We start from the raw sequence: 17,290 nt of genomic DNA, 5'->3' as shown, positions 1-17,290 counted from the left end.
ATGCAGGAGAACTGGATCGGCAAGAGCGCCGGGGTACGTTTCGCCTTCCCCCACACCATCCACGACGCGCAGGGCGCGTTGATCCAGGGCGGCCGCCTGTACGTGTTCACCACCCGGGCGGACACCATCATGGGCGTGACCTTCTGCGCCGTCGCGCCCGAGCACCCGCTGGCCGCGCATGCCGCGGCGGGCAACGTCGAACTCGCCGCCTTTATCGAGCGCTGCCAGCAGGGCGGCACCACCGAAGCCGAACTCGCCCTGAAAGAAAAAGAGGGCATGCCCACCGGGCTGTTCGTCACCCACCCGCTGACCGGCGCGCAAGTGCCGGTGTGGGTCGGCAACTATGTGCTGATGAGCTACGGCGACGGCGCGGTGATGGGCGTGCCCGCGCATGATGAACGCGACTTTGCCTTCGCCAAAAAGTACGGCCTGCCCATTCAGCAAGTCGTCGCGGTGGAGGGCGAGACCTTCAGCACCGACGCCTGGGCCGATTGGTATGGCGACAAACAGCGCGCGGTGTGCGTCAACTCGGGCGAGCTCGACGGCCTGCCCTACAAAGACGCGGTGGACAAAGTCGCCGAACTGCTCGCCGCCAAAGGCCTAGGCGAGAAGCGCACCACCTGGCGGCTGCGCGACTGGGGCGTGAGCCGCCAGCGCTACTGGGGCACGCCCATTCCCATCATCCACTGCGATCACTGCGGCGCGGTGCCGGTGCCGGAAAAAGACCTGCCGGTCGTCCTGCCCGAAAACCTGATTCCCGACGGCAGCGGCAACCCGCTGCACCAGTGCGCGGCGTTCGTCGACGTGGCCTGCCCGCAGTGCGGCAAACCGGCCAAGCGCGAAACCGACACGATGGATACCTTCGTCGATTCGAGTTGGTACTTCATGCGCTACACCTGCGCCGACAACCACGGCGCCATGGTGGACGGCCGCACCGACTACTGGATGCCGATGGACCAGTACATCGGCGGCATCGAGCACGCCATCCTGCACCTGCTGTATGCGCGCTTCTGGACCAAGGTGATGCGCGACCTCGGGCTGGTCAAGGCCGACGAACCCTTCACCCGTCTGCTCACGCAGGGCATGGTGCTCAACCACATCTATTCGCGCAAAACCCCGCAGGGCGGCATCGAGTATTTCTGGCCGCACGAGGTGGAAAACGTACTCGACGCGCAGGGCAAGATCATTGGCGCCAAGCTCAAGGCCGACGGCTCGGCGGTGGACTACGGCGGCGTGGGCACCATGAGCAAGAGCAAGAACAATGGCGTCGATCCGCAAGACCTGATCGACCGCTACGGCGCCGACACCGCCCGCCTGTTCACCATGTTCGCCGCGCCGCCCGAAGCCACGCTGGAGTGGAACGACGCCGCGGTGGAGGGTGCGCATCGCTTCCTCAGACGGGTGTGGGCCTTCGGGCTGAAGCTCAGCGCCCTGGCCGCGCCCGCAGCCGAGGCGGGTAACGCCGCACGCAAGCTGCGCCGCGAGGTGCACCAGACCTTGCAGCAGGTGAATTTCGACTACGGCCGCATGCAATACAACACCGTGGTGTCGGGCGCGATGAAACTGCTCAACGCGCTGGAAGGCACCGACGCTGCTGGTGCTGGCATGGCCGTTGCGCTGCGCGAAGGCTTCGGCATTCTGCTGCGCGTGCTCTACCCCGCCACACCGCACATCGCCCACGCCTTGTGGCAGGAACTCGGCTACGGCGCCGAATTCGGCGATCTGCTCGACGCGCCCTGGCCGCAGGTCGATGAGGCCGCGCTGGTGCAGGACACCATCGAGCTCATGCTGCAGGTCAACGGCAAGTTGCGTGGCGCCATTCAAGTCGCGGCCAGTGCCGACAAGGCCACGATCGAAGCTGCCGCGCTGGCCAGCGCCGACTTCGCCAAATTCAGCGAAGGCAAGGCCGCGAAGAAGGTCATCGTGGTGCCGGGCCGGCTGGTCAATGTGGTGGTCTGAATGAAGCGTCGCAGCGTCCTCATCTTCGCACCGCTTCTGGCCTTGAGCGCCTGCGGTTTTCAGCTACGCGGCTCGACCAATCTGTCGTTCAGCACCCTGTATGTGGCGGGCTCGGAGACCTCGGCCTTCGTCGTGGCACTCAAGCGGCAGATCGCCGCCACCACTTCGACCCACATCGCGCCAGACGCCCAGTCCGCTCAGGCGATATTCACCCTGCTGGGCGAATCTCAGACGCAGACCGCACAGGCCTACAACGCCGATGGCACGGTGGCGCAATATCTGTTGCGCTACACCGTGCGCTTCGAGCTCACCACGCCGCAGGGCAAGGTGCTGATCGCCCCGACCGACCTGAGCCAGACCAGCAATCTGAGCTACAACTCCAGCGCCACGCTGGCCAAGGCCAACGAGTCTGATCTGCTCTATCGCGGCATGCGCCAGGAACTGATCAACCGTCTGATGTTCCAGCTTGCCGCGGTGAAGGTGAACTGATGCAGCTTGCTGCCGACCAGCTCGACGCCCATCTCGCCAGCAAGCTCGGCGCGCTGTACGTGGTGTATGGCGACGAGACCCTGCTGGTGAACGAAGCGGTGGACGCCATTCGCGCCCGCGCCCGGCAGCAGGGTTTCGACGAGCGCGAAAGCCACACGGTGGAGCGCGGCTTCGACTGGAGCCACTTACTCGCAGGTAGCCGCGAGATCAGCCTGTTCGGCGGTCGGCGACTCATCGAACTGCGCATCCCGGGCGGCAAACCCGGACGCGACGGCGGCGAAGCCTTGGCGGCGCTGGCCGACCATCTCTCAGCCGATGTGATGGCGGTGGTCATCCTGCCCCGTCTGGATGCAGCCACCCAGAAGTCGGCCTGGTTCAGCGCCCTGAGCCAGGGAGGCGTGGCGGTGCGGGTGGACAGCGTGGAGCTTGCGCAACTGCCGCGCTGGATCGCCGCACGGCTGCAGCGCCACGGCTTTACCCTGCCCGCAGGCGACGCTGGCAGGGCGCTCACCGATTTTCTGGTGGCGCGGGTGGAAGGCAATCTGCTGGCCGCGCATCAGGAGATCGAAAAGCTCGCGCTGCTATGTCCACCCGGCCCGCTCGATCCCGACACGGTGGAGCAGGCGGTACTGAACGTGGCGCGCTACAGCGTGTTCAAGCTCGGCGAAGCGGTGCTGGGCGGCGATGTCGCCCGGCTGCGTCGCATGCTCGACGGCCTGCAGGCCGAAGGCGTGGCCCCGGTGCTGGTGCACTGGACGCTGGCCGACGACATCCGCGCCTGGCTGCGCATCCGTCAGGGGCTGGACGCGGGGCAGGCGCTGCCCGCGCTGCTGCGCGCCAACCGCATCTGGGGCGTGAAGGAAAAGCTGCTGGAACGCGCCTTGCCGCGCCTGCGCACGCCCGATCTGGAGCGGCTGCTGCAGCTCGCCGCGCAGTGCGATCTGGCGGTCAAGGGTCTGCGCCCTGACTCCCTGCCGCGCGCACCGTGGGAGGCGCTGCAGGTGCTCGCCCTGTCCATGCTCGACGCCCTCTGGCCCACGCCACCAAGCGCCCGGCAGGGCCGCAGGCTGGTGCTGCACCCGGCGCTTTGAGTGCATCCCTCAAGACCGCGAGTTGCGGGCTTGTGAACTCTGCGGCCTTGCCCGGCTCTGAGCAAAGTCCGACACGCTTCGCCGCCTTCTTCGCTGTCTTCTTCGCGGTCTTATTCGCGGCCTTTTTGCAGCCTCTCTCAACGAAACGTCATGCCCATTTTCCCGCCTCGCTCCCCCTACTCTGGCCGACTGAGCCACACCCTGGCCGCACTCGGCCTGTCGGCTGCCGCGCTGCTGCCCGCTGCATTCGCGCAGGCCGCGCCCGCGCCCATACCCGACAACGCGCCCAGCTTCACTGCAGGCCCGGATGATGTGATGCGCGTGCTGCCCGCGCAACTGCTGCCCGCGCTGCAGGTCAACTGCCATGGCGTGAAGATCGCTGCGCCTGCCTGGCGCGCGCAGCTCGACGCCTCTGCCGCCTTGCTGGTCAACCTCAATCAGGTGACGGTGCCGGAGAAGCAGGCGGTCTTGCCGATGGCCCTGTTGTGCCCCGCGCCCAGCCCGCTCGCCGCCGCGTGGAGCCGGGCCGCGGAACAGGCCAGCAATCTGGTCAAGCTCGACTTTCCCGGTGCGCCTGAGCAGGTCACCGGCGCCAGCTTCATCGGCCCCAAGGGCGGGCGGGTGCTGATCGTCAACCGCAGCGCACAGGCGGTGCGGGTCAATCTGGGAACCTGGGTGAGCAAAACCGCGCGGCTGGATCAATACACCGAACCGGGGGCAGCAGCGCAGCCACCCAAGGTCGAGCATCTGCGCCGCGCCTTGGGCACGCAGGATGCGCAAGGCATTTTGTTGCCGCCGATGTCGCTCAGCGTGGTCGGCTGAACAACGGCGTTGTTGCCGGGCCGGAATTTCACCAGATCACGGGATGATGGCGCGGCAGGCCGTGCATCCCCCTCCCGGCCTCCCCCACGAGTGGGGGAGGTGAGAACAGCGCTACGCGGCGCTCCGGATGCCCCTCCCGGCCTCCCCCACGAGTGGGGGAGGTGAGAACAGCGCTTCGCGGCGCTCCGGATGCCCCTCCCGGCCCCCCCACAAGTGGAGGAGGTGCAAAAAGACTCCCTCTCCACTTGTGGGGAGGGCTGGGGTGGGGAGGGTTTGGCCCAGCGCTTCGCGCCCGCCAGCGCCTGCATAGAAGCGAAGGACAGACTGATGGGCAATCTGGGTTCAGCCCAGATTCAGTCAGCCCACTGCCGCAGTTCGTTCAACCCGACCACACCGGACCAAGGCTGGCTGCCGATGCGTCCCGTAGCGGGAGCGCCCGCCTCGCCCAGACCGTCGAGCCAGGCCAGCGCGCCGTCGAAGTTTTCGTGGTGGGTGTAAGCGCCGGTGGTGACCACGGTGCGCAGACCGGCGCCGTGCGCCGCGCGCAGGCCGTTGGTCGAGTCTTCGAACGCCAGGCATTGCTCCGGGGCCAGCGCCATGCGTTCGAGCACCCAGGTGTAGATGCCGGGATCGGGTTTTTTGCGCGGCACGGCGTCGCCCGCGCCCACCACTTCAAACCAGTCCATGCCGCCTGCACCCAGGGTGGCGTGAATCAGCGCTTCGACATTGTCGGGCGTGGTGGTGGTGGCGATGGCCAGGCGCAGCCCGGCGCTGCGCGCCTGCTCCAGCAGCCGACGCACGCCCGGACGCAGGGCGATGCCGCCCTCCGCCACCAGTCGCACATAGTGCGCGGTCTTGCGGCGGTGGAGCTCGGCGATCAGCCCCGCCGCCTCGGGCGCAGCCGCGGCCTGCGGATCGATCTCCTGCCAATAAGCCAGCATGCGCTCTTTGCCGCCGGTAATGGCGAGCAGACGGCCGTAGGTCGGCACGTCCCAATGCCAATCCAGCCCGGCATCGGCGAAGGCCTGGTTGAAAGCGATGCGGTGACCGTCGCGCTCGGTTTCGGCCAAGGTGCCATCGACGTCGAAAATCAGTGCGCGCAAGGGCGTTGAATTCATGCCTCACCTTTCCATTTGATGGAGCAGCCGATGCTGGGATATTGCTCCTCGGGGCCGATGCCGATTTCTGCGATCTGCTTCATGGCCTCGAACAAATCGCGGCGGGCGTCGGCGGGGGCGGCCTGCTTGCGCGAGGCGTCGAGCTGGCCGCGATACTGCAGCTTCAAATCGGCGTTGAAGCCGAAAAAATCGGGCGTGCAGACTGCGCCGTAGGCCTTGGCCACGGCCTGCGTTTCGTCATGCAAGTAGGGAAAACCGAAGCCGTGCTGCGCGGCGAACAGCTTCATATTGTCGAAGGAGTCTTCGGGATAGGCGCTCACGTCGTTGCTGTTGATGGCCACCGCATGCACGCCCAGGGCGCGCAGCTCCCGGGCATCGCGCACCATGCGGTCGGCCACGGCCTGCACATAAGGGCAGTGATTGCAGATGAACATCACCAGCAGTCCCTTGGGGCCGCGCAGTTCGGCCAGGGTATGGCTGCGTCCGTCGACGCCGGGCAGGTGGAAATCGGGCGCGGGAAATCCGCGCTGCAAGGGATCGGCGGTTGCGGCCATGACAAAACTCCTTTGCTGGGTTGTCGGGGAATGCAATGCACAGACGACAACCCCGGCTGAGGCCGGGGTTGTCGATCCAATCAAACTCGGACAGAAACTGCCCTAGGCGTCAGTTGATCTTGGGATCGAGCGCGCCCTTTTCGTACAGCGCCACCATGGCATCGAGCGTGATGGGCTTGATCTTGGACGCATTGCCCGCGGTGCCGAAGGCTTCGTATCGCGCCTTGCAAATCTCTTTCATGGCCCTGGTCGAGGCGATGAGGAATTTGCGCGGATCGAACTCTTTCGGGTGTTCGGCGAGGAACTTGCGGGTGGCGCCCGTGGAGGCCATGCGCAGATCGGTGTCGATGTTGACCTTGCGCACACCGTGCTTGATGCCTTCGACGATCTCTTCCACCGGCACGCCATAGGTCTCGCCCATGTCGCCGCCGTAGGAGTTGATGATTTTGAGCCACTCTTGCGGCACCGAGGAGGAACCGTGCATCACCAGGTGGGTATTCGGAATGCGGGCGTGGATTTCCTTGATGCGGCCAATGGCGAGAATGTCGCCGGTGGGCGGACGGGTGAACTTGTACGCGCCGTGGCTGGTGCCGATGGCAATGGCCAGGGCGTCGACCTGGGTCTTTTTCACGAAGTCAGCGGCCTCTTCGGGATCGGTCAGCAGCTGGCTGTGATCGAGCGTGCCTTCGGCGCCGATGCCGTCTTCTTCACCGGCGGTGCCGGTTTCGAGCGAGCCCAGGCAACCGAGTTCGCCTTCCACCGACACGCCGCAGGAGTGCGACATTTCCACCACGCGACGGGTGACATCGACGTTGTACTCGTAGGTAGTCGGCGTCTTGCCGTCGGTGCCCAGCGAGCCGTCCATCATCACCGAGCTGAAGCCCAGCTGAATGGAGCGCTGGCACACGCCGGGGCTGGTGCCGTGATCCTGGTGCATGACCACGGGGATGTGCGGCCACTCTTCAACCGCCGCCTCGATGAGGTGGCGCAGAAAGGGGGCGCCAGCATACTTGCGCGCGCCAGCGGAGGCCTGCAGGATGACCGGCGAATTGGTCTCGTCGGCGGCTTCCATGATGGCGCGCACCTGTTCGAGGTTGTTGACGTTGAAGGCGGGGACGCCGTAGGAATGCTCGGCCGCATGGTCGAGCAGTTGACGCAGGGAAATCAGGGCCATGACGGACTCCTCAAGAGATAGGGAACAGGTTCAAAACGATCAAAGCATGGGCTTCAAGACAAGGGCTGCTTGGCGCGCTGCTGCAGGATCTCGAAAGCGGGCAACTGTTTGCCTTCGAGCACTTCCAGGAAGGCGCCGCCGCCGGTGGAGATGTAGCCGATGCGGTCGGTGATGCCGTATTTGGCAATCGCCGCCAGGGTATCGCCGCCGCCCGCGATGGAGAAGGCAGGGCTGCTGGCGATGGCCTCGGCCAGCACCTTGGTGCCGTTGGCGAAGGCGTCGAACTCGAACACGCCCACCGGGCCGTTCCAGACGATGGTGCCCGCGGTCTTGAGCTTGGCCGCCAGCTTGGCCGCAGTCTTGGGGCCGATGTCGAGTATGAGGTCGTCAGCGGCCACATCCTTGGCGTCTTTGACGGTGGCCTCGGCGGTGGCGCTGAACTGCTTGGCCACCACCACGTCTTCGGGAATGGGCACCTCGGCGCCGCGTTCCTTCATTTTGGCGATGACCTTCTTCGCCTCATCCACCAGATCGGGCTCGGCCAGGCTTTTGCCGATGGGCAGACCTTCGGCCAGCATGAAGGTGTTGGCGATGCCGCCGCCCACGATCAGGCCATCAACCTTGTCGGCCAGGGCTTGCAGGATGGTGAGCTTGGTGGAGACCTTGGAGCCTGCGACGATGGCCACCAGCGGGCGCGCAGGTTTTTCCAGCGCGCGGCTGATGGCGTCGATCTCAGCCGCCAGCAGCGGGCCCGCGCAGGCGATGGGTGCGTACTTGGCGATGCCATAGGTGGTCGCCTCAGCGCGGTGGGCGGTGCCGAAGGCGTCGTTCACATAGATGTCGCAGAGCTTGGCGATTTTTTGCGACAGCGCGTCGTCATTCTTTTTCTCGCCCTTGTTGACGCGAGCGTTTTCGAGCATGACCACTTCGCCAGGACGCACGTCAAAGCCGCCGTCCACCCAGTTGGCCTGCAGCTTGACCGGCAGGCCGAGCAGCTCGCTCAGGCGCTTGGCCACGGGGGCCAGCGAATCCTCGGGCTTGAACTCACCTTCGGTCGGGCGGCCCAGGTGCGAGGTGATCATCACCCCGGCACCGGCGTCGAGCGCCATTTTCACTGCGGGCACGGAAGCGCGCACCCGGGTGTCTTCGGTGATCTCGCCCTTGTCGTTGAACGGCACGTTCAGATCGGCGCGAATGAATACGCGCTTGTCCTGGGCGAAGCCGCGCTTGCACACTTCTTCAAAGGTCAGGATTTGCATCAGTCTCTCCTCGTTTGCACCCCGCTGACGGGTGTTTTGATGAGTCGTCAAGGCAGCGGGGCTGGCGGCATCAGTTGCTGGCGACGTGCTTGACGAAGCGCATCATGTTGCAGGTGTAGCCGTACTCGTTGTCGTACCAGGACACGACCTTGACAAAGGTGGAATCGAGGGCGATACCGGCCTCGGCGTCGAAGATCGACGGCATGGAGCAGCCGCGATAGTCGGTGGAGACCACCTTGTCTTCGGTATAGCCGAGCACGCCCTTGAGCGGGCCTTCGGAAGCGGCCTTCATCGCCGCGCAGATGTCGGCGTAGCTGGCTTCCTTGTTCAGCTCGACGGTCAGGTCGACCACGGAAACGTCAGGCGTGGGCACGCGGAAGGCCATGCCGGTGAGCTTTTTGTTCAGCTCGGGAATGACCTTGCCCACCGCCTTGGCCGCGCCGGTGCTCGACGGGATGATGTTGTCCAGGATGCCCCGGCCGCCGCGCCAGTCTTTGCTCGACGGGCCGTCCACGGTCTTCTGCGTGGCGGTGGCGGCGTGCACCGTACTCATCAGGCCGCGCTTGATGCCGAAGCTGTCATTGAGCACCTTGGCCACGGGGGCCAGGCAGTTGGTGGTGCAGGAGGCGGCGGAGACGATTTTCTCGCCAGCGTACTTGGCGTGATTCACACCATAGACGAACATCGGCGTGTCGTCCTTGGAGGGGGCGGATTGCACCACTTTCTTGGCACCGGCGTCGATGTGCTTCTGGCAGGTGTCGAGGGTGAGGAAGAAGCCGGTGGCTTCGACCACCACGTCGGCATTCACTTCGTTCCACTTCAGGTTGGCGGGATCGCGCTCGGCGGTGAGGCGGATTTTCTTGCCGTTGACCACCAGATTGTTGCCTTCCACGCCCACCGTGCCGTTGAAGCGGCCATGCACCGAGTCGTACTGCAGCATGTAAGCCAGGTAGTCCGGCTCGAGCAGGTCGTTGATGGCGACGATCTCCAAGTCTTTGAACTCGGCTTCCTGCGCCACGGCGCGGAACACCATGCGGCCGATGCGGCCGAATCCATTGATGGCGATGCGAATGGTCATATGAGATCTCCTGAATGAAGGTTGAGAAAAAGTGGGGGGTGGCGTGTGCAGGCGGCGTTTTGAGCGCGCCTTCAATCGGAAGCGTGCAAGGCCGACGCCCGCACGGCCTCGGCGACTGCGGCCACGGTGGGAATGATGCGATCGGGCTCGGCCAGGGCGATCGACTTGCCGTGGTTGTAGCCATAGGGCACCGCCCAGACCGCCACGCCGGCGGCACGCGCGGTAGCGACATCAATCTCGGAATCGCCGACGAACAGCGCGCGGTTTGCCCGCAGCTTGAAGGCGTCGAGGCAGTAGCGCACCGGCAGCGGATCGGGCTTCTTGGCTTCGAGCGTATCCCCGGCCACCACCATGTCGAAGTAGTGACGGATGCCATGCACCATGAGCACCGTGGTGGCGAAGCGCTGTTCTTTGTTGGTGACCAGCGCGATGCGTACCTGCGCCGCGCGCAAGGCCTTGAGCGTACTGAGCACATCGGGATAGAGGCGGCTGCGCTGCCCGGTACGCACGGCATAGAACTCGGCAAAGCGCGGCATCAGGATGTCGAGCGTGCCGGTGCGCCGCACCGTCTCTTCTTCGAGGCCGGTGGCGTGCGCATAGGCGTGCAGCATGAGTTCGCGCGTGCCATGTCCGATCCAGGCGCGGATCAGATGCTCGGAGACTTCGGGCAGTTGCTGATCGCGCAGCAGGTCGTTGACCGCGTCGGCGATTTCCGGCGCGGTTTCCACCAGCGTACCGTCGAGGTCGAACATCACCAAATCGAACATGGCTTGCGTCATCCTGTTGCGTGTCGGGTCAGACTCAAGCGGCTTGCAGCACAGACTTCGCCACGGCGACCGCATGCTCTGCCGTCACCTTGAAGTGCTGATAGAGCTGCGGCGCGGGGGCGGATTCGCCAAAGGTGGCGATACCGACGATGCCGCCGTTCAGGCCGACATACTTGTGCCAGAAGTCCGGGTGACCCGCCTCGATGGCCACGCGCGGCAAGCCTGCGGGCAGCACCTCGTTGCGGTAGGCCGCATCCTGGCGGTCGAAGGCGTTGGTGCAGGGCATGGAGACCACGCGCGCGGGGACGCCCTGTTCGGCCAGCATGCCTTGCGCCTTGAGCGCAATCTCCACTTCGGAGCCGGTGGCGATCAGCACGATCTGCGGCTTGCCGCCCTGGGCTTCGGACAGCACATAGCCGCCGCGCGAAATGGTGCGTTCGGCGTCTTCCGGGTGCGGGGTGGAGACGAGATTCTGCCGCGACAGCAGCAGGGCGCTGGGGCCATGCTTGCGCTCGATGGCGTGCTTCCAGGCCACCGCGGTTTCGAGCACGTCGGCCGGGCGCCACACATCCAGATTGGGGATGAGGCGCAGGCTGGACGGCTGCTCGATCGGCTGGTGGGTCGGGCCGTCCTCGCCCAGACCGATGGAGTCGTGCGAGAAGACGTGGATGACCCGCTGCTTCATCAGCGCGCTCATGCGCACGCCGTTGCGCGAGTAGTCGGAGAACATCAGGAAGGTGCCGCCGTAGGGCAGGAAGCCGCCATGCAGCGCCATGCCGTTCATCATGGCCACCATGCCGAATTCGCGCACGCCATACGACAGATAGTTGAACGCCGTGCCGGGCGCGGCCTTCTCGAAGGAATGCGAGGCCTTGACCGCGGTGAGGTTGGAGCCGGTCAGGTCGGCCGAACCGCCGAACAGGCCCGGCAGCGCGGGCACCAGGGTTTCGAGCGCGATCTGCGAGGACTTGCGGGTGGCGGTCGCCGCAGTGACCTCGCGCGCCTTGGCGTACAGGGTCTGCACGGTCTGACCCCAATCGGCGGGCAGATCGCCGGCCATGCGGCGCTTGAATACGGCGGCCAGTGCGGGATGAGCCTTTTCATAGGCGGCGAAGCGCTCGTTCCAGTCGGCTTCGAGCTTGGCACCGTGGAATTTGGCGTCCCAGGCCTGGTAAATGTCGGCGGGAATTTCAAACGGGCCGTAGTCCCAGCCCAGGGCCTTGCGGGTGGCGTCGGCCTCGGCCTGGCCCAGTGCGGCGCCGTGCACATCGTGCGTGCCGGCCTTGTTGGGCGAGCCCCAGCCGATGGTGGTGCGGCAGATGATGAGGGTGGGCTTGTCGCTGGTCTTGGCTTCGGCGGTGGCCTTCTCGACGGCAACGGCGTCATGACCGTCGATCGGGCCGATGACATTCCAGCCATAGGCCTGGAAGCGCTGCGCGGTGTTGTCGGAGAACCAGTGCTCGACATGACCGTCGATGGAAATGCCGTTGTCGTCGTAGTAGGCGATGAGCTTGTTGAGCTTGAGGGTGCCGGCCAGCGAGCAGACCTCGTGGCTGATGCCCTCCATCAGGCAGCCGTCGCCGAGGAACACATAGGTGTGGTGATCGACGATGGCATGGCCGGGCTGGTTGAACTGCGCGGCCAGCACTTTTTCGGCCAGCGCCATGCCCACGCCGTTGGCGATGCCCTGACCCAGCGGGCCGGTGGTGGTTTCCACGCCCGGCGTGTAGCCCACTTCGGGGTGGCCCGGCGTTTTGCTGTGCAGTTGGCGGAAGCGCTTGAGCTCCTCGATCGGCAGGTCGTAGCCGGTGAGATGCAGCAGGGCGTAGATCAGCATCGAGCCGTGGCCGTTGGACAGCACGAAGCGGTCACGGTTGGCCCAGTGCGGATTGGCCGGGTTGTGGTGCAGGTGATTGCGCCACAGCACTTCGGCGATGTCGGCCATGCCCATGGGGGCGCCGGGGTGGCCGGAGTTGGCGGCCTGCACGCCGTCGATGGCGAGAAAGCGGATGGCGTTGGCCAGACGGCGGCGTTGTTGGGTGTCGATTTGAACGGTAGTCATGTTGAAATTCTTCCGGGTTTGGACAACGCGGTTAACCTGCGCGACGCTTGAGGTCCATCAGACGCAGAATCATCGGCGTGAAGATGAGCTGCATGGCAATGCCCATCTTGCCGCCGGGCACGACCAGGGTGTTGGGGCGGCTCATCCACGAGTCGTGGAGCATGGACAGCAGGTAGGGAAAATCGATGCCCTTGGGGTTCGCGAAGCGGATGACCACCATGCTCTCGTCGAGCGTGGGAATGTCTTTGGCGATGAAGGGGTTGGAGGTATCGACCGTGGGCACGCGCTGGAAGTTGACGTGGGTGCGCGAGAACTGCGGCGCGATGTGATGCACATAGTCGGGCATGCGGCGCAGGATGGTGTCCATCACCGCTTCTTGCGAGTAGCCGCGCTGGATCTGGTCGCGGTGCAGCTTTTGAATCCACTCCAGGTTGATGATGGGCACCACGCCCACCAGCAGGTCCACCTGCTTGGCCACGTTGATCTCGCCAGAGGCGTAACCGCCGTGCAGACCTTCGTAGAACATCAGATCGGAACCCGGCTTGATGTCCTTCCAATCGGTGAAGTTGCCCGGCTCGACGCCGAATTCGGCCGCCTCGCCCGCATCGTGGATGTACTTGCGCACCTTGCCGCCGCCGGTCTCGCCGTAGGTCTTGAACACGGTTTCCAGTTCGCCCAGCAGATTGGCGTCGGGGCCGAAGTGGCTGAAGTGACGGTTGCCCGCGGCTTCCTGCTTTTTCATCTCCTCGCGCATTTCCATGCGGTTGAACTTATGGAAGGAATCTCCCTCGACGATTTGCGCGGTGAGCTGTTCGCGGCGGAAGATGTGCTGGAAGCTGCGCATCACCGTGGTGGTGCCGGCGCCCGACGACCCGGTGATGGCAATGATGGGATGTTTGACAGACATGGTGCGAGCCTCTTTTCAAGACAAGGAAATCAATGCATGCAGCGCCCGTCTTGATGCGGGTCGCTGCCAGGTTTGATCCGGCGCAAAGCGCAGCAATGGCGGCGGGGCCCTACGCTTCGATGCCGCCGAAACGAGCCGACCCGGCGGCCGCAACGCTCAACGGCTGGCTTCGTCGCGGTACAGCGAACGCTCTTTGAACAGCGGCGACTCAAAGGCTTTGTCTTCGCCCCGGTCATATTCGGCGTGATAGCGCTCCAGACGCTCGATCTCGTTCTTGGAGCCCAGCATCACCGGCACGCGCTGATGCAGCGAGCTTGGCTGCACCTCAAGAATACGCCCGCGCCCGGTGGAAGCCGCACCGCCCGCCTGCTCGATGATCATGCCGATCGGATTGGCTTCGTACATCAGACGCAGACGGCCCGGCTTGCTCGGGTCTTTGGTGTCTTTGGGGTACATGAAAATACCGCCGCGCATGAGAATGCGGTGCACGTCGGCCACCATCGAGGCGATCCAGCGGGTGTTGAAGTCGCGCCCGCGCGGACCGGTCTTGCCGGCCTTGCACTCCGCGACATAGCGCTGAATCGGCGGCTCCCAGAAGCGCTCGTTGCTGGTGTTGATGGCGAATTCGCTGGTGTCTGCGGGAATCTGCAGATTGGGATGGGTGAGGATGAAGTTGCCGATTTCACGGTCAAGCGTAAAGCCGTGCGTGCCTTTGCCCACGGTCAGCACCAGCATGGTGGCCGGGCCGTAGATAGCGTAACCCGCAGCGACCTGCTCCACGCCGGGGCGCAGGTAGTCGGCCACGGTGGGGTCGCCGATCTTGGTGTGGCGCAGCACCGAAAAAATGGTGCCGACCGAGACGTTGACGTCGGTGTTACTCGACCCGTCGAGCGGATCGAAAATGAGCATGTAGGGGCCGCGCTCGAATTCCTTCGGCAGGGTGTACGGGTCGTCCATTTCTTCGGACGCCATGCCAGCGACCAGGCCGCCCCACTCGCACGCCTGGATCATGGCGTCGTTGGAGAGCACGTCGAGCTTTTTCTGCACTTCGCCCTGCACGTTTTGCGTGTCGAGCGCACCGAGGAAGCCGCCGAGCGCCCCCTTGGAGGTCATGGCGGAGATGGCCTTGACCGCGGCGGTCACATCCACGAGCAAGGCAGCGAGATCGGCCTGATCATCGGTGCCGTGCAATTGCTCGATGAGGAATTTTGAGACGGTGGTGCGACCTGACTGCATGGTGGAGCTCCCAATGGTTATGGGCCAGGGACAACAGACCTGCCCCGCACTTCAGACGTGCGGGTGAATCTGCTGGCTCGAGGCCCGATGACTTTTTGAAGCAACCTGCGGTCGGCGGACCAACCCCTGAGAAATCACTGAGACGTCAGCAAGACGCCCATCAGCGCAAGTCACTTCAAAAAGCCCGCAGCCCCAAAACGGAGACTCGCATGAACAGACTTCATTGGCTGCGGTAAAAGCTCCTGAAGTAGAACTTCGGAGCCCGTTCACAATGGGTTGGCCTGCGGGCCGCCCTTGTGAGGCAGCGACTTGCTCAGCCAGAGTGGCCGAATATAAGTCGATCGATGAATTAAGGTAAATTCATTTTTTATTGCGATGTAGATAATCTTTTCTGATCTTATGAAAAACGTCACCCTGCGTCAGCTGAAAGTCTTCAGCGCTGCCGCCCGTCATCTGAATTTCGGCAAAGCCGCTCGCGAGATGCACCTCACCCCGCCGGCTGTGTCGATGCAGATCCGTGAGCTGGAGTCGCAGGTGGGCCTGCCGCTGTTTGAGCGGCAGGGCAAGACCGTCAGCCTTACGGTGACGGGAGAATACCTGCTGGTCTATGTGCGCAAGATTCTGGCTACGCTGAAAGATGCGGACGACGCGCTGGCGCGGTTTCGCGGCATCGAGGCGGGGCGGCTGACTGTAGGCATGGTGAGCACGGCCAAGTATTTCGTGCCACGGCTCCTGGCGAAATTCCGGCAGGAGTATCCGCATGTCGAGGTGCGGCTGTCGGTCGGAAATCGGGAGCAACTCGTGACGCAGTTGCAAAACAGTGAAGTCGATCTTGCGGTCATGGGACGCCCGCCGCGCGATATGGCCACCCGTGCCGAACCCTTCGCCGCGCACCCGCTCGGCATCGTCGTCGCGCCGGGACACCCCCTGCTCGCGGGGGACGAAATGCCCGCCGAGGCACTGAGCCACTTCGCCTTCATCATCCGCGAACCGGGTTCAGGCACGCGCGCGGCGTTCGAGGAGTATCAGCGCCAATACCATCTCGATCTGCCCACAATGACCGAGATGGACAGCAACGAGACCATCAAACAGGCCGTCATGGCCGGCATGGGGGTGAGCTTTCTTTCGCTCCACACCATCGGGCTGGAATTGCGCAGCGGCCTGATCGCCGTGCCACCTGTCGAAGGGCTACCGCTGGTGAGGCGCTGGTATGTCGTCAACAGCCTGTCCAAGCTGCTGTCTCCGGCCGCGGAGACTTTTCGCTACTTCATTCTGGAGCACGGTGAAGCTTTTCTCGCCGAAAACTTCGGCGAGCTGCAGCCGCTGCCCATCGCCTCACCGCCCCCTCCGGCGCCTACGGCCTCCTGAGCGCCAACCCCGCACAAACGGCGCTCACGCCGCGAGGCGGCCCAAGGCGATGTCGAACTGACGGTAAACCTCGCCAGCGCGGCTCACGCTGTAGCTCAGATCGCGCAGCAGCCCGTCCTTCAAGCCATAGACGCAGGCGTGAACGGTGACGTGTTGGCCGCGACTCCAGGCATCCTGCACCACGGTCGTGCGGCAGACGTTGCGCGCTTGCTCGAGTGCGTTGAGTTCACAAAGTCGGTCGTAGCGTTGCACGGGATCGACCAGGGCGTCGAGCTGGTTTGCGTGGCTGTCCATGACCTCGCGCACATGGCCCAGCCAATTGTCAGCCAGACCGACACGTCGCCCTTCGAGTACCGTCTTGACGCCCGAGCAGTTGTAATGCCCCACCACGAGGACGTGCTCCACCTTGAGGATGTCAACGGCGAACTGCAGGGTGGACAAGGCATTCAGATCGGACTGCGGCACCACATTGGCGACGTTGCGATGCACGAACACCTCGCCCGGCGCGAGGTTGATGACTTCGTTGGCGGGCACACGCGAATCGGAACAGCCGATCCAGAAATACTTCGGCGCCTGCTGCTGCGCCAAGCGCTCGAACAACGCCGGATCGGTGCGCTGCACCGATTCCACCCAGGCACGGTTGTTGTCGAACAGCAGGCGATAAGCGGGGTCGTCAAGAGCGTTCATCATGGTGGAGTGGGTGTGTTTCAGAGGTGAGGAGAAGAAGTGCAGCCAGGGGCGCGGTGTCGGCCCGCAGCACACGCGGACCGAGAGTCGCGGGAGTGAACCCGGCGGCACGCGCCAGGGCCTCTTCGTCGTCGCTCAGCCCGCCTTCGGGACCGGAGAGTATATAGGCGTGATGGCCCTCCGGCAGAACGGGCAAAAGCGCCGTGGATTCTGCCTGTGGGCTCAGCAGGAACCGTGCCGTCGCTGAGGGAAGATCCCCCAGCCAGTCCGCCAGCTTGCGAATCGGGGCGATGTGCGGCAGGCGGTTGCGGCCGCACTGCTCGCACGCCGCCGTTGCGATGCCCTGCCAATGCTGCACGCGCTTTTGCGCCCGCTCTCCGCTCAGGCGCAGCACGCTGCGTTGGGTGATGAGCGGCTGGATGCTGGCAACGCCCAGTTCTGTGGCCTTTTCCACCAGTCCATCCATGCGCTCATTTGCGGGCATGCCCATGGCGAGGTGAATGCGCGGCCCGGTCTCGCGCTCGATAGCGCGATGTTCCAGCACCTCAACCTGCTGCGGGTTATCGAGCCGCGCCAGCCACTCGCCACCGGCGCCATCAAACAGCAGCAGGTTTTCCCCGGCGCGCAGGCGCAGCACCTGGGCATGTCGCGCGGCAGCGGCGGGCAGGTCGAACACACCGGCCCGCAACACAAAGGGAATAAACAGTCTGGGCAACATG

16 protein-coding genes are annotated in these 17,290 nt (G+C 64.6%); 5 read left to right on the top strand and 11 right to left on the bottom strand.

Translation table 11 applies throughout. The features are described 5' to 3' along the window. The 4 genes from leuS to BIO17B3_RS10135 form a co-directional block, all read left to right on the top strand. Positions 1-1,959, top strand: a 1,959-nt coding sequence (gene leuS, locus BIO17B3_RS10150) for a leucine--tRNA ligase (RefSeq protein WP_156053951.1), incomplete at its 5' end; no start/stop codon positions are given. Then, positions 1,960-2,448: an LPS assembly lipoprotein LptE gene (gene lptE, locus BIO17B3_RS10145; protein ID WP_156053950.1), complete on the top strand. Its 489-nt coding sequence runs from the start codon at positions 1,960-1,962 to the stop codon at positions 2,446-2,448. It begins immediately after the preceding gene. Beyond that, complete coding sequence (holA, locus tag BIO17B3_RS10140) at positions 2,448-3,539, top strand: DNA polymerase III subunit delta (RefSeq protein ID WP_156053949.1); 1,092 nt, start codon at positions 2,448-2,450, stop codon at positions 3,537-3,539. Before lptE ends, holA begins: the two co-directional genes overlap by 1 nt. Before the next feature lie 150 nt (positions 3,540-3,689). After that, positions 3,690-4,361, top strand: coding sequence for a hypothetical protein (locus BIO17B3_RS10135; protein ID WP_013104308.1), 672 nt, complete (start codon positions 3,690-3,692; stop codon positions 4,359-4,361). 353 nt (positions 4,362-4,714) lie between these two features. Here BIO17B3_RS10135 and BIO17B3_RS10130 read toward each other — a convergent pair whose 3' ends face one another. The 9 genes from BIO17B3_RS10130 to BIO17B3_RS10090 all read right to left on the bottom strand — a co-directional run bounded on the left by BIO17B3_RS10130 (position 4,715) and on the right by BIO17B3_RS10090 (position 14,516). Beyond that, positions 4,715-5,479 (bottom strand): HAD family hydrolase, encoded by a 765-nt coding sequence (locus BIO17B3_RS10130; RefSeq protein ID WP_156053948.1) that lies wholly within the window; start codon positions 5,477-5,479, stop codon positions 4,715-4,717. Beyond that, complete coding sequence (locus BIO17B3_RS10125; protein ID WP_156053947.1) at positions 5,476-6,033, bottom strand: thioredoxin family protein; 558 nt, start codon at positions 6,031-6,033, stop codon at positions 5,476-5,478. Before BIO17B3_RS10125 ends, BIO17B3_RS10130 begins: the two co-directional genes overlap by 4 nt. A 109-nt stretch (positions 6,034-6,142) precedes the next feature. After that, entirely contained in the window at positions 6,143-7,207 is a 1,065-nt protein-coding gene (fba, locus tag BIO17B3_RS10120; RefSeq protein WP_156053946.1) for a class II fructose-bisphosphate aldolase, read from the bottom strand. 53 nt (positions 7,208-7,260) lie between these two features. Continuing rightward, positions 7,261-8,466, bottom strand: coding sequence for a phosphoglycerate kinase (locus BIO17B3_RS10115; protein WP_013104304.1), 1,206 nt, complete (start codon positions 8,464-8,466; stop codon positions 7,261-7,263). Positions 8,467-8,536: 70 nt separating this feature from the next. Continuing rightward, the gene (gene gap, locus BIO17B3_RS10110) at positions 8,537-9,544 is read right to left on the bottom strand and encodes a type I glyceraldehyde-3-phosphate dehydrogenase (RefSeq protein ID WP_156053945.1); all 1,008 of its coding nucleotides are present in this window, start codon (positions 9,542-9,544) and stop codon (positions 8,537-8,539) included. 71 nt (positions 9,545-9,615) lie between these two features. Then, complete coding sequence (gph, locus tag BIO17B3_RS10105) at positions 9,616-10,323, bottom strand: phosphoglycolate phosphatase (protein ID WP_013104302.1); 708 nt, start codon at positions 10,321-10,323, stop codon at positions 9,616-9,618. 22 nt (positions 10,324-10,345) lie between these two features. Then, the gene (gene tkt, locus BIO17B3_RS10100; protein ID WP_156053944.1) at positions 10,346-12,373 is read right to left on the bottom strand and encodes a transketolase; all 2,028 of its coding nucleotides are present in this window, start codon (positions 12,371-12,373) and stop codon (positions 10,346-10,348) included. Positions 12,374-12,404: 31 nt separating this feature from the next. Further along, positions 12,405-13,280, bottom strand: coding sequence for a phosphoribulokinase (locus BIO17B3_RS10095; RefSeq protein WP_156053943.1), 876 nt, complete (start codon positions 13,278-13,280; stop codon positions 12,405-12,407). Positions 13,281-13,436: 156 nt separating this feature from the next. Then, positions 13,437-14,516 carry a class 1 fructose-bisphosphatase gene (locus tag BIO17B3_RS10090; RefSeq protein WP_013104299.1) on the bottom strand — a complete coding sequence of 360 codons (1,080 nt, stop codon included), beginning with the start codon at positions 14,514-14,516 and terminating at the stop codon, positions 13,437-13,439. A gap of 399 nt (positions 14,517-14,915) precedes the next feature. Between BIO17B3_RS10090 and BIO17B3_RS10085 the strand changes: the two genes are divergently transcribed. Then, positions 14,916-15,884 carry a LysR family transcriptional regulator gene (locus tag BIO17B3_RS10085; protein ID WP_156053942.1) on the top strand — a complete coding sequence of 323 codons (969 nt, stop codon included), beginning with the start codon at positions 14,916-14,918 and terminating at the stop codon, positions 15,882-15,884. A 24-nt stretch (positions 15,885-15,908) separates the two neighbouring features. Here BIO17B3_RS10085 and BIO17B3_RS10080 read toward each other — a convergent pair whose 3' ends face one another. Both BIO17B3_RS10080 and BIO17B3_RS10075 read right to left on the bottom strand, forming a co-directional pair. Then, entirely contained in the window at positions 15,909-16,571 is a 663-nt protein-coding gene (locus tag BIO17B3_RS10080) for a carbonic anhydrase (RefSeq protein WP_156055272.1), read from the bottom strand. Further along, positions 16,558-17,286 (bottom strand): 16S rRNA (uracil(1498)-N(3))-methyltransferase, encoded by a 729-nt coding sequence (locus BIO17B3_RS10075; RefSeq protein WP_370512646.1) that lies wholly within the window; start codon positions 17,284-17,286, stop codon positions 16,558-16,560. The genes BIO17B3_RS10080 and BIO17B3_RS10075 overlap by 14 nt, the downstream gene beginning before the upstream one ends. Positions 17,287-17,290 lie beyond the last annotated feature (4 nt).

It is taken from the genome of Thiomonas sp. OC7 (assembly GCF_900634595.1).
In the GTDB taxonomy this organism is placed as follows: Bacteria; Pseudomonadota; Gammaproteobacteria; order Burkholderiales; family Burkholderiaceae_C; genus Thiomonas; species Thiomonas arsenitoxydans.
This window is presented reverse-complemented; position numbering and strand designations above follow the sequence as displayed.

Excerpts from the sequence above, each read along its gene's own strand:
- BIO17B3_RS10130 (WP_156053948.1), bottom strand. The coding sequence starts at position 5,479 with ATGAATTCAACGCCCTTGCGCGCACTGATTTTCGACGTCGATGGCACC.
- BIO17B3_RS10115 (WP_013104304.1), bottom strand. The coding sequence starts at position 8,466 with ATGCAAATCCTGACCTTTGAAGAAGTGTGCAAGCGCGGCTTCGCCCAG.
- BIO17B3_RS10095 (WP_156053943.1), bottom strand. The coding sequence starts at position 13,280 with ATGTCTGTCAAACATCCCATCATTGCCATCACCGGGTCGTCGGGCGCC.
- gap (WP_156053945.1), bottom strand. The coding sequence starts at position 9,544 with ATGACCATTCGCATCGCCATCAATGGATTCGGCCGCATCGGCCGCATG.
- BIO17B3_RS10135 (WP_013104308.1), top strand. The coding sequence starts at position 3,690 with ATGCCCATTTTCCCGCCTCGCTCCCCCTACTCTGGCCGACTGAGCCAC.
- BIO17B3_RS10090 (WP_013104299.1), bottom strand. The coding sequence starts at position 14,516 with ATGCAGTCAGGTCGCACCACCGTCTCAAAATTCCTCATCGAGCAATTG.
- tkt (WP_156053944.1), bottom strand. The coding sequence starts at position 12,373 with ATGACTACCGTTCAAATCGACACCCAACAACGCCGCCGTCTGGCCAAC.
- lptE (WP_156053950.1), top strand. The coding sequence starts at position 1,960 with ATGAAGCGTCGCAGCGTCCTCATCTTCGCACCGCTTCTGGCCTTGAGC.
- gph (WP_013104302.1), bottom strand. The coding sequence starts at position 10,323 with ATGACGCAAGCCATGTTCGATTTGGTGATGTTCGACCTCGACGGTACG.
- BIO17B3_RS10085 (WP_156053942.1), top strand. The coding sequence starts at position 14,916 with ATGAAAAACGTCACCCTGCGTCAGCTGAAAGTCTTCAGCGCTGCCGCC.
- BIO17B3_RS10125 (WP_156053947.1), bottom strand. The coding sequence starts at position 6,033 with ATGGCCGCAACCGCCGATCCCTTGCAGCGCGGATTTCCCGCGCCCGAT.
- holA (WP_156053949.1), top strand. The coding sequence starts at position 2,448 with ATGCAGCTTGCTGCCGACCAGCTCGACGCCCATCTCGCCAGCAAGCTC.
- BIO17B3_RS10080 (WP_156055272.1), bottom strand. The coding sequence starts at position 16,571 with ATGAACGCTCTTGACGACCCCGCTTATCGCCTGCTGTTCGACAACAAC.
- fba (WP_156053946.1), bottom strand. The coding sequence starts at position 7,207 with ATGGCCCTGATTTCCCTGCGTCAACTGCTCGACCATGCGGCCGAGCAT.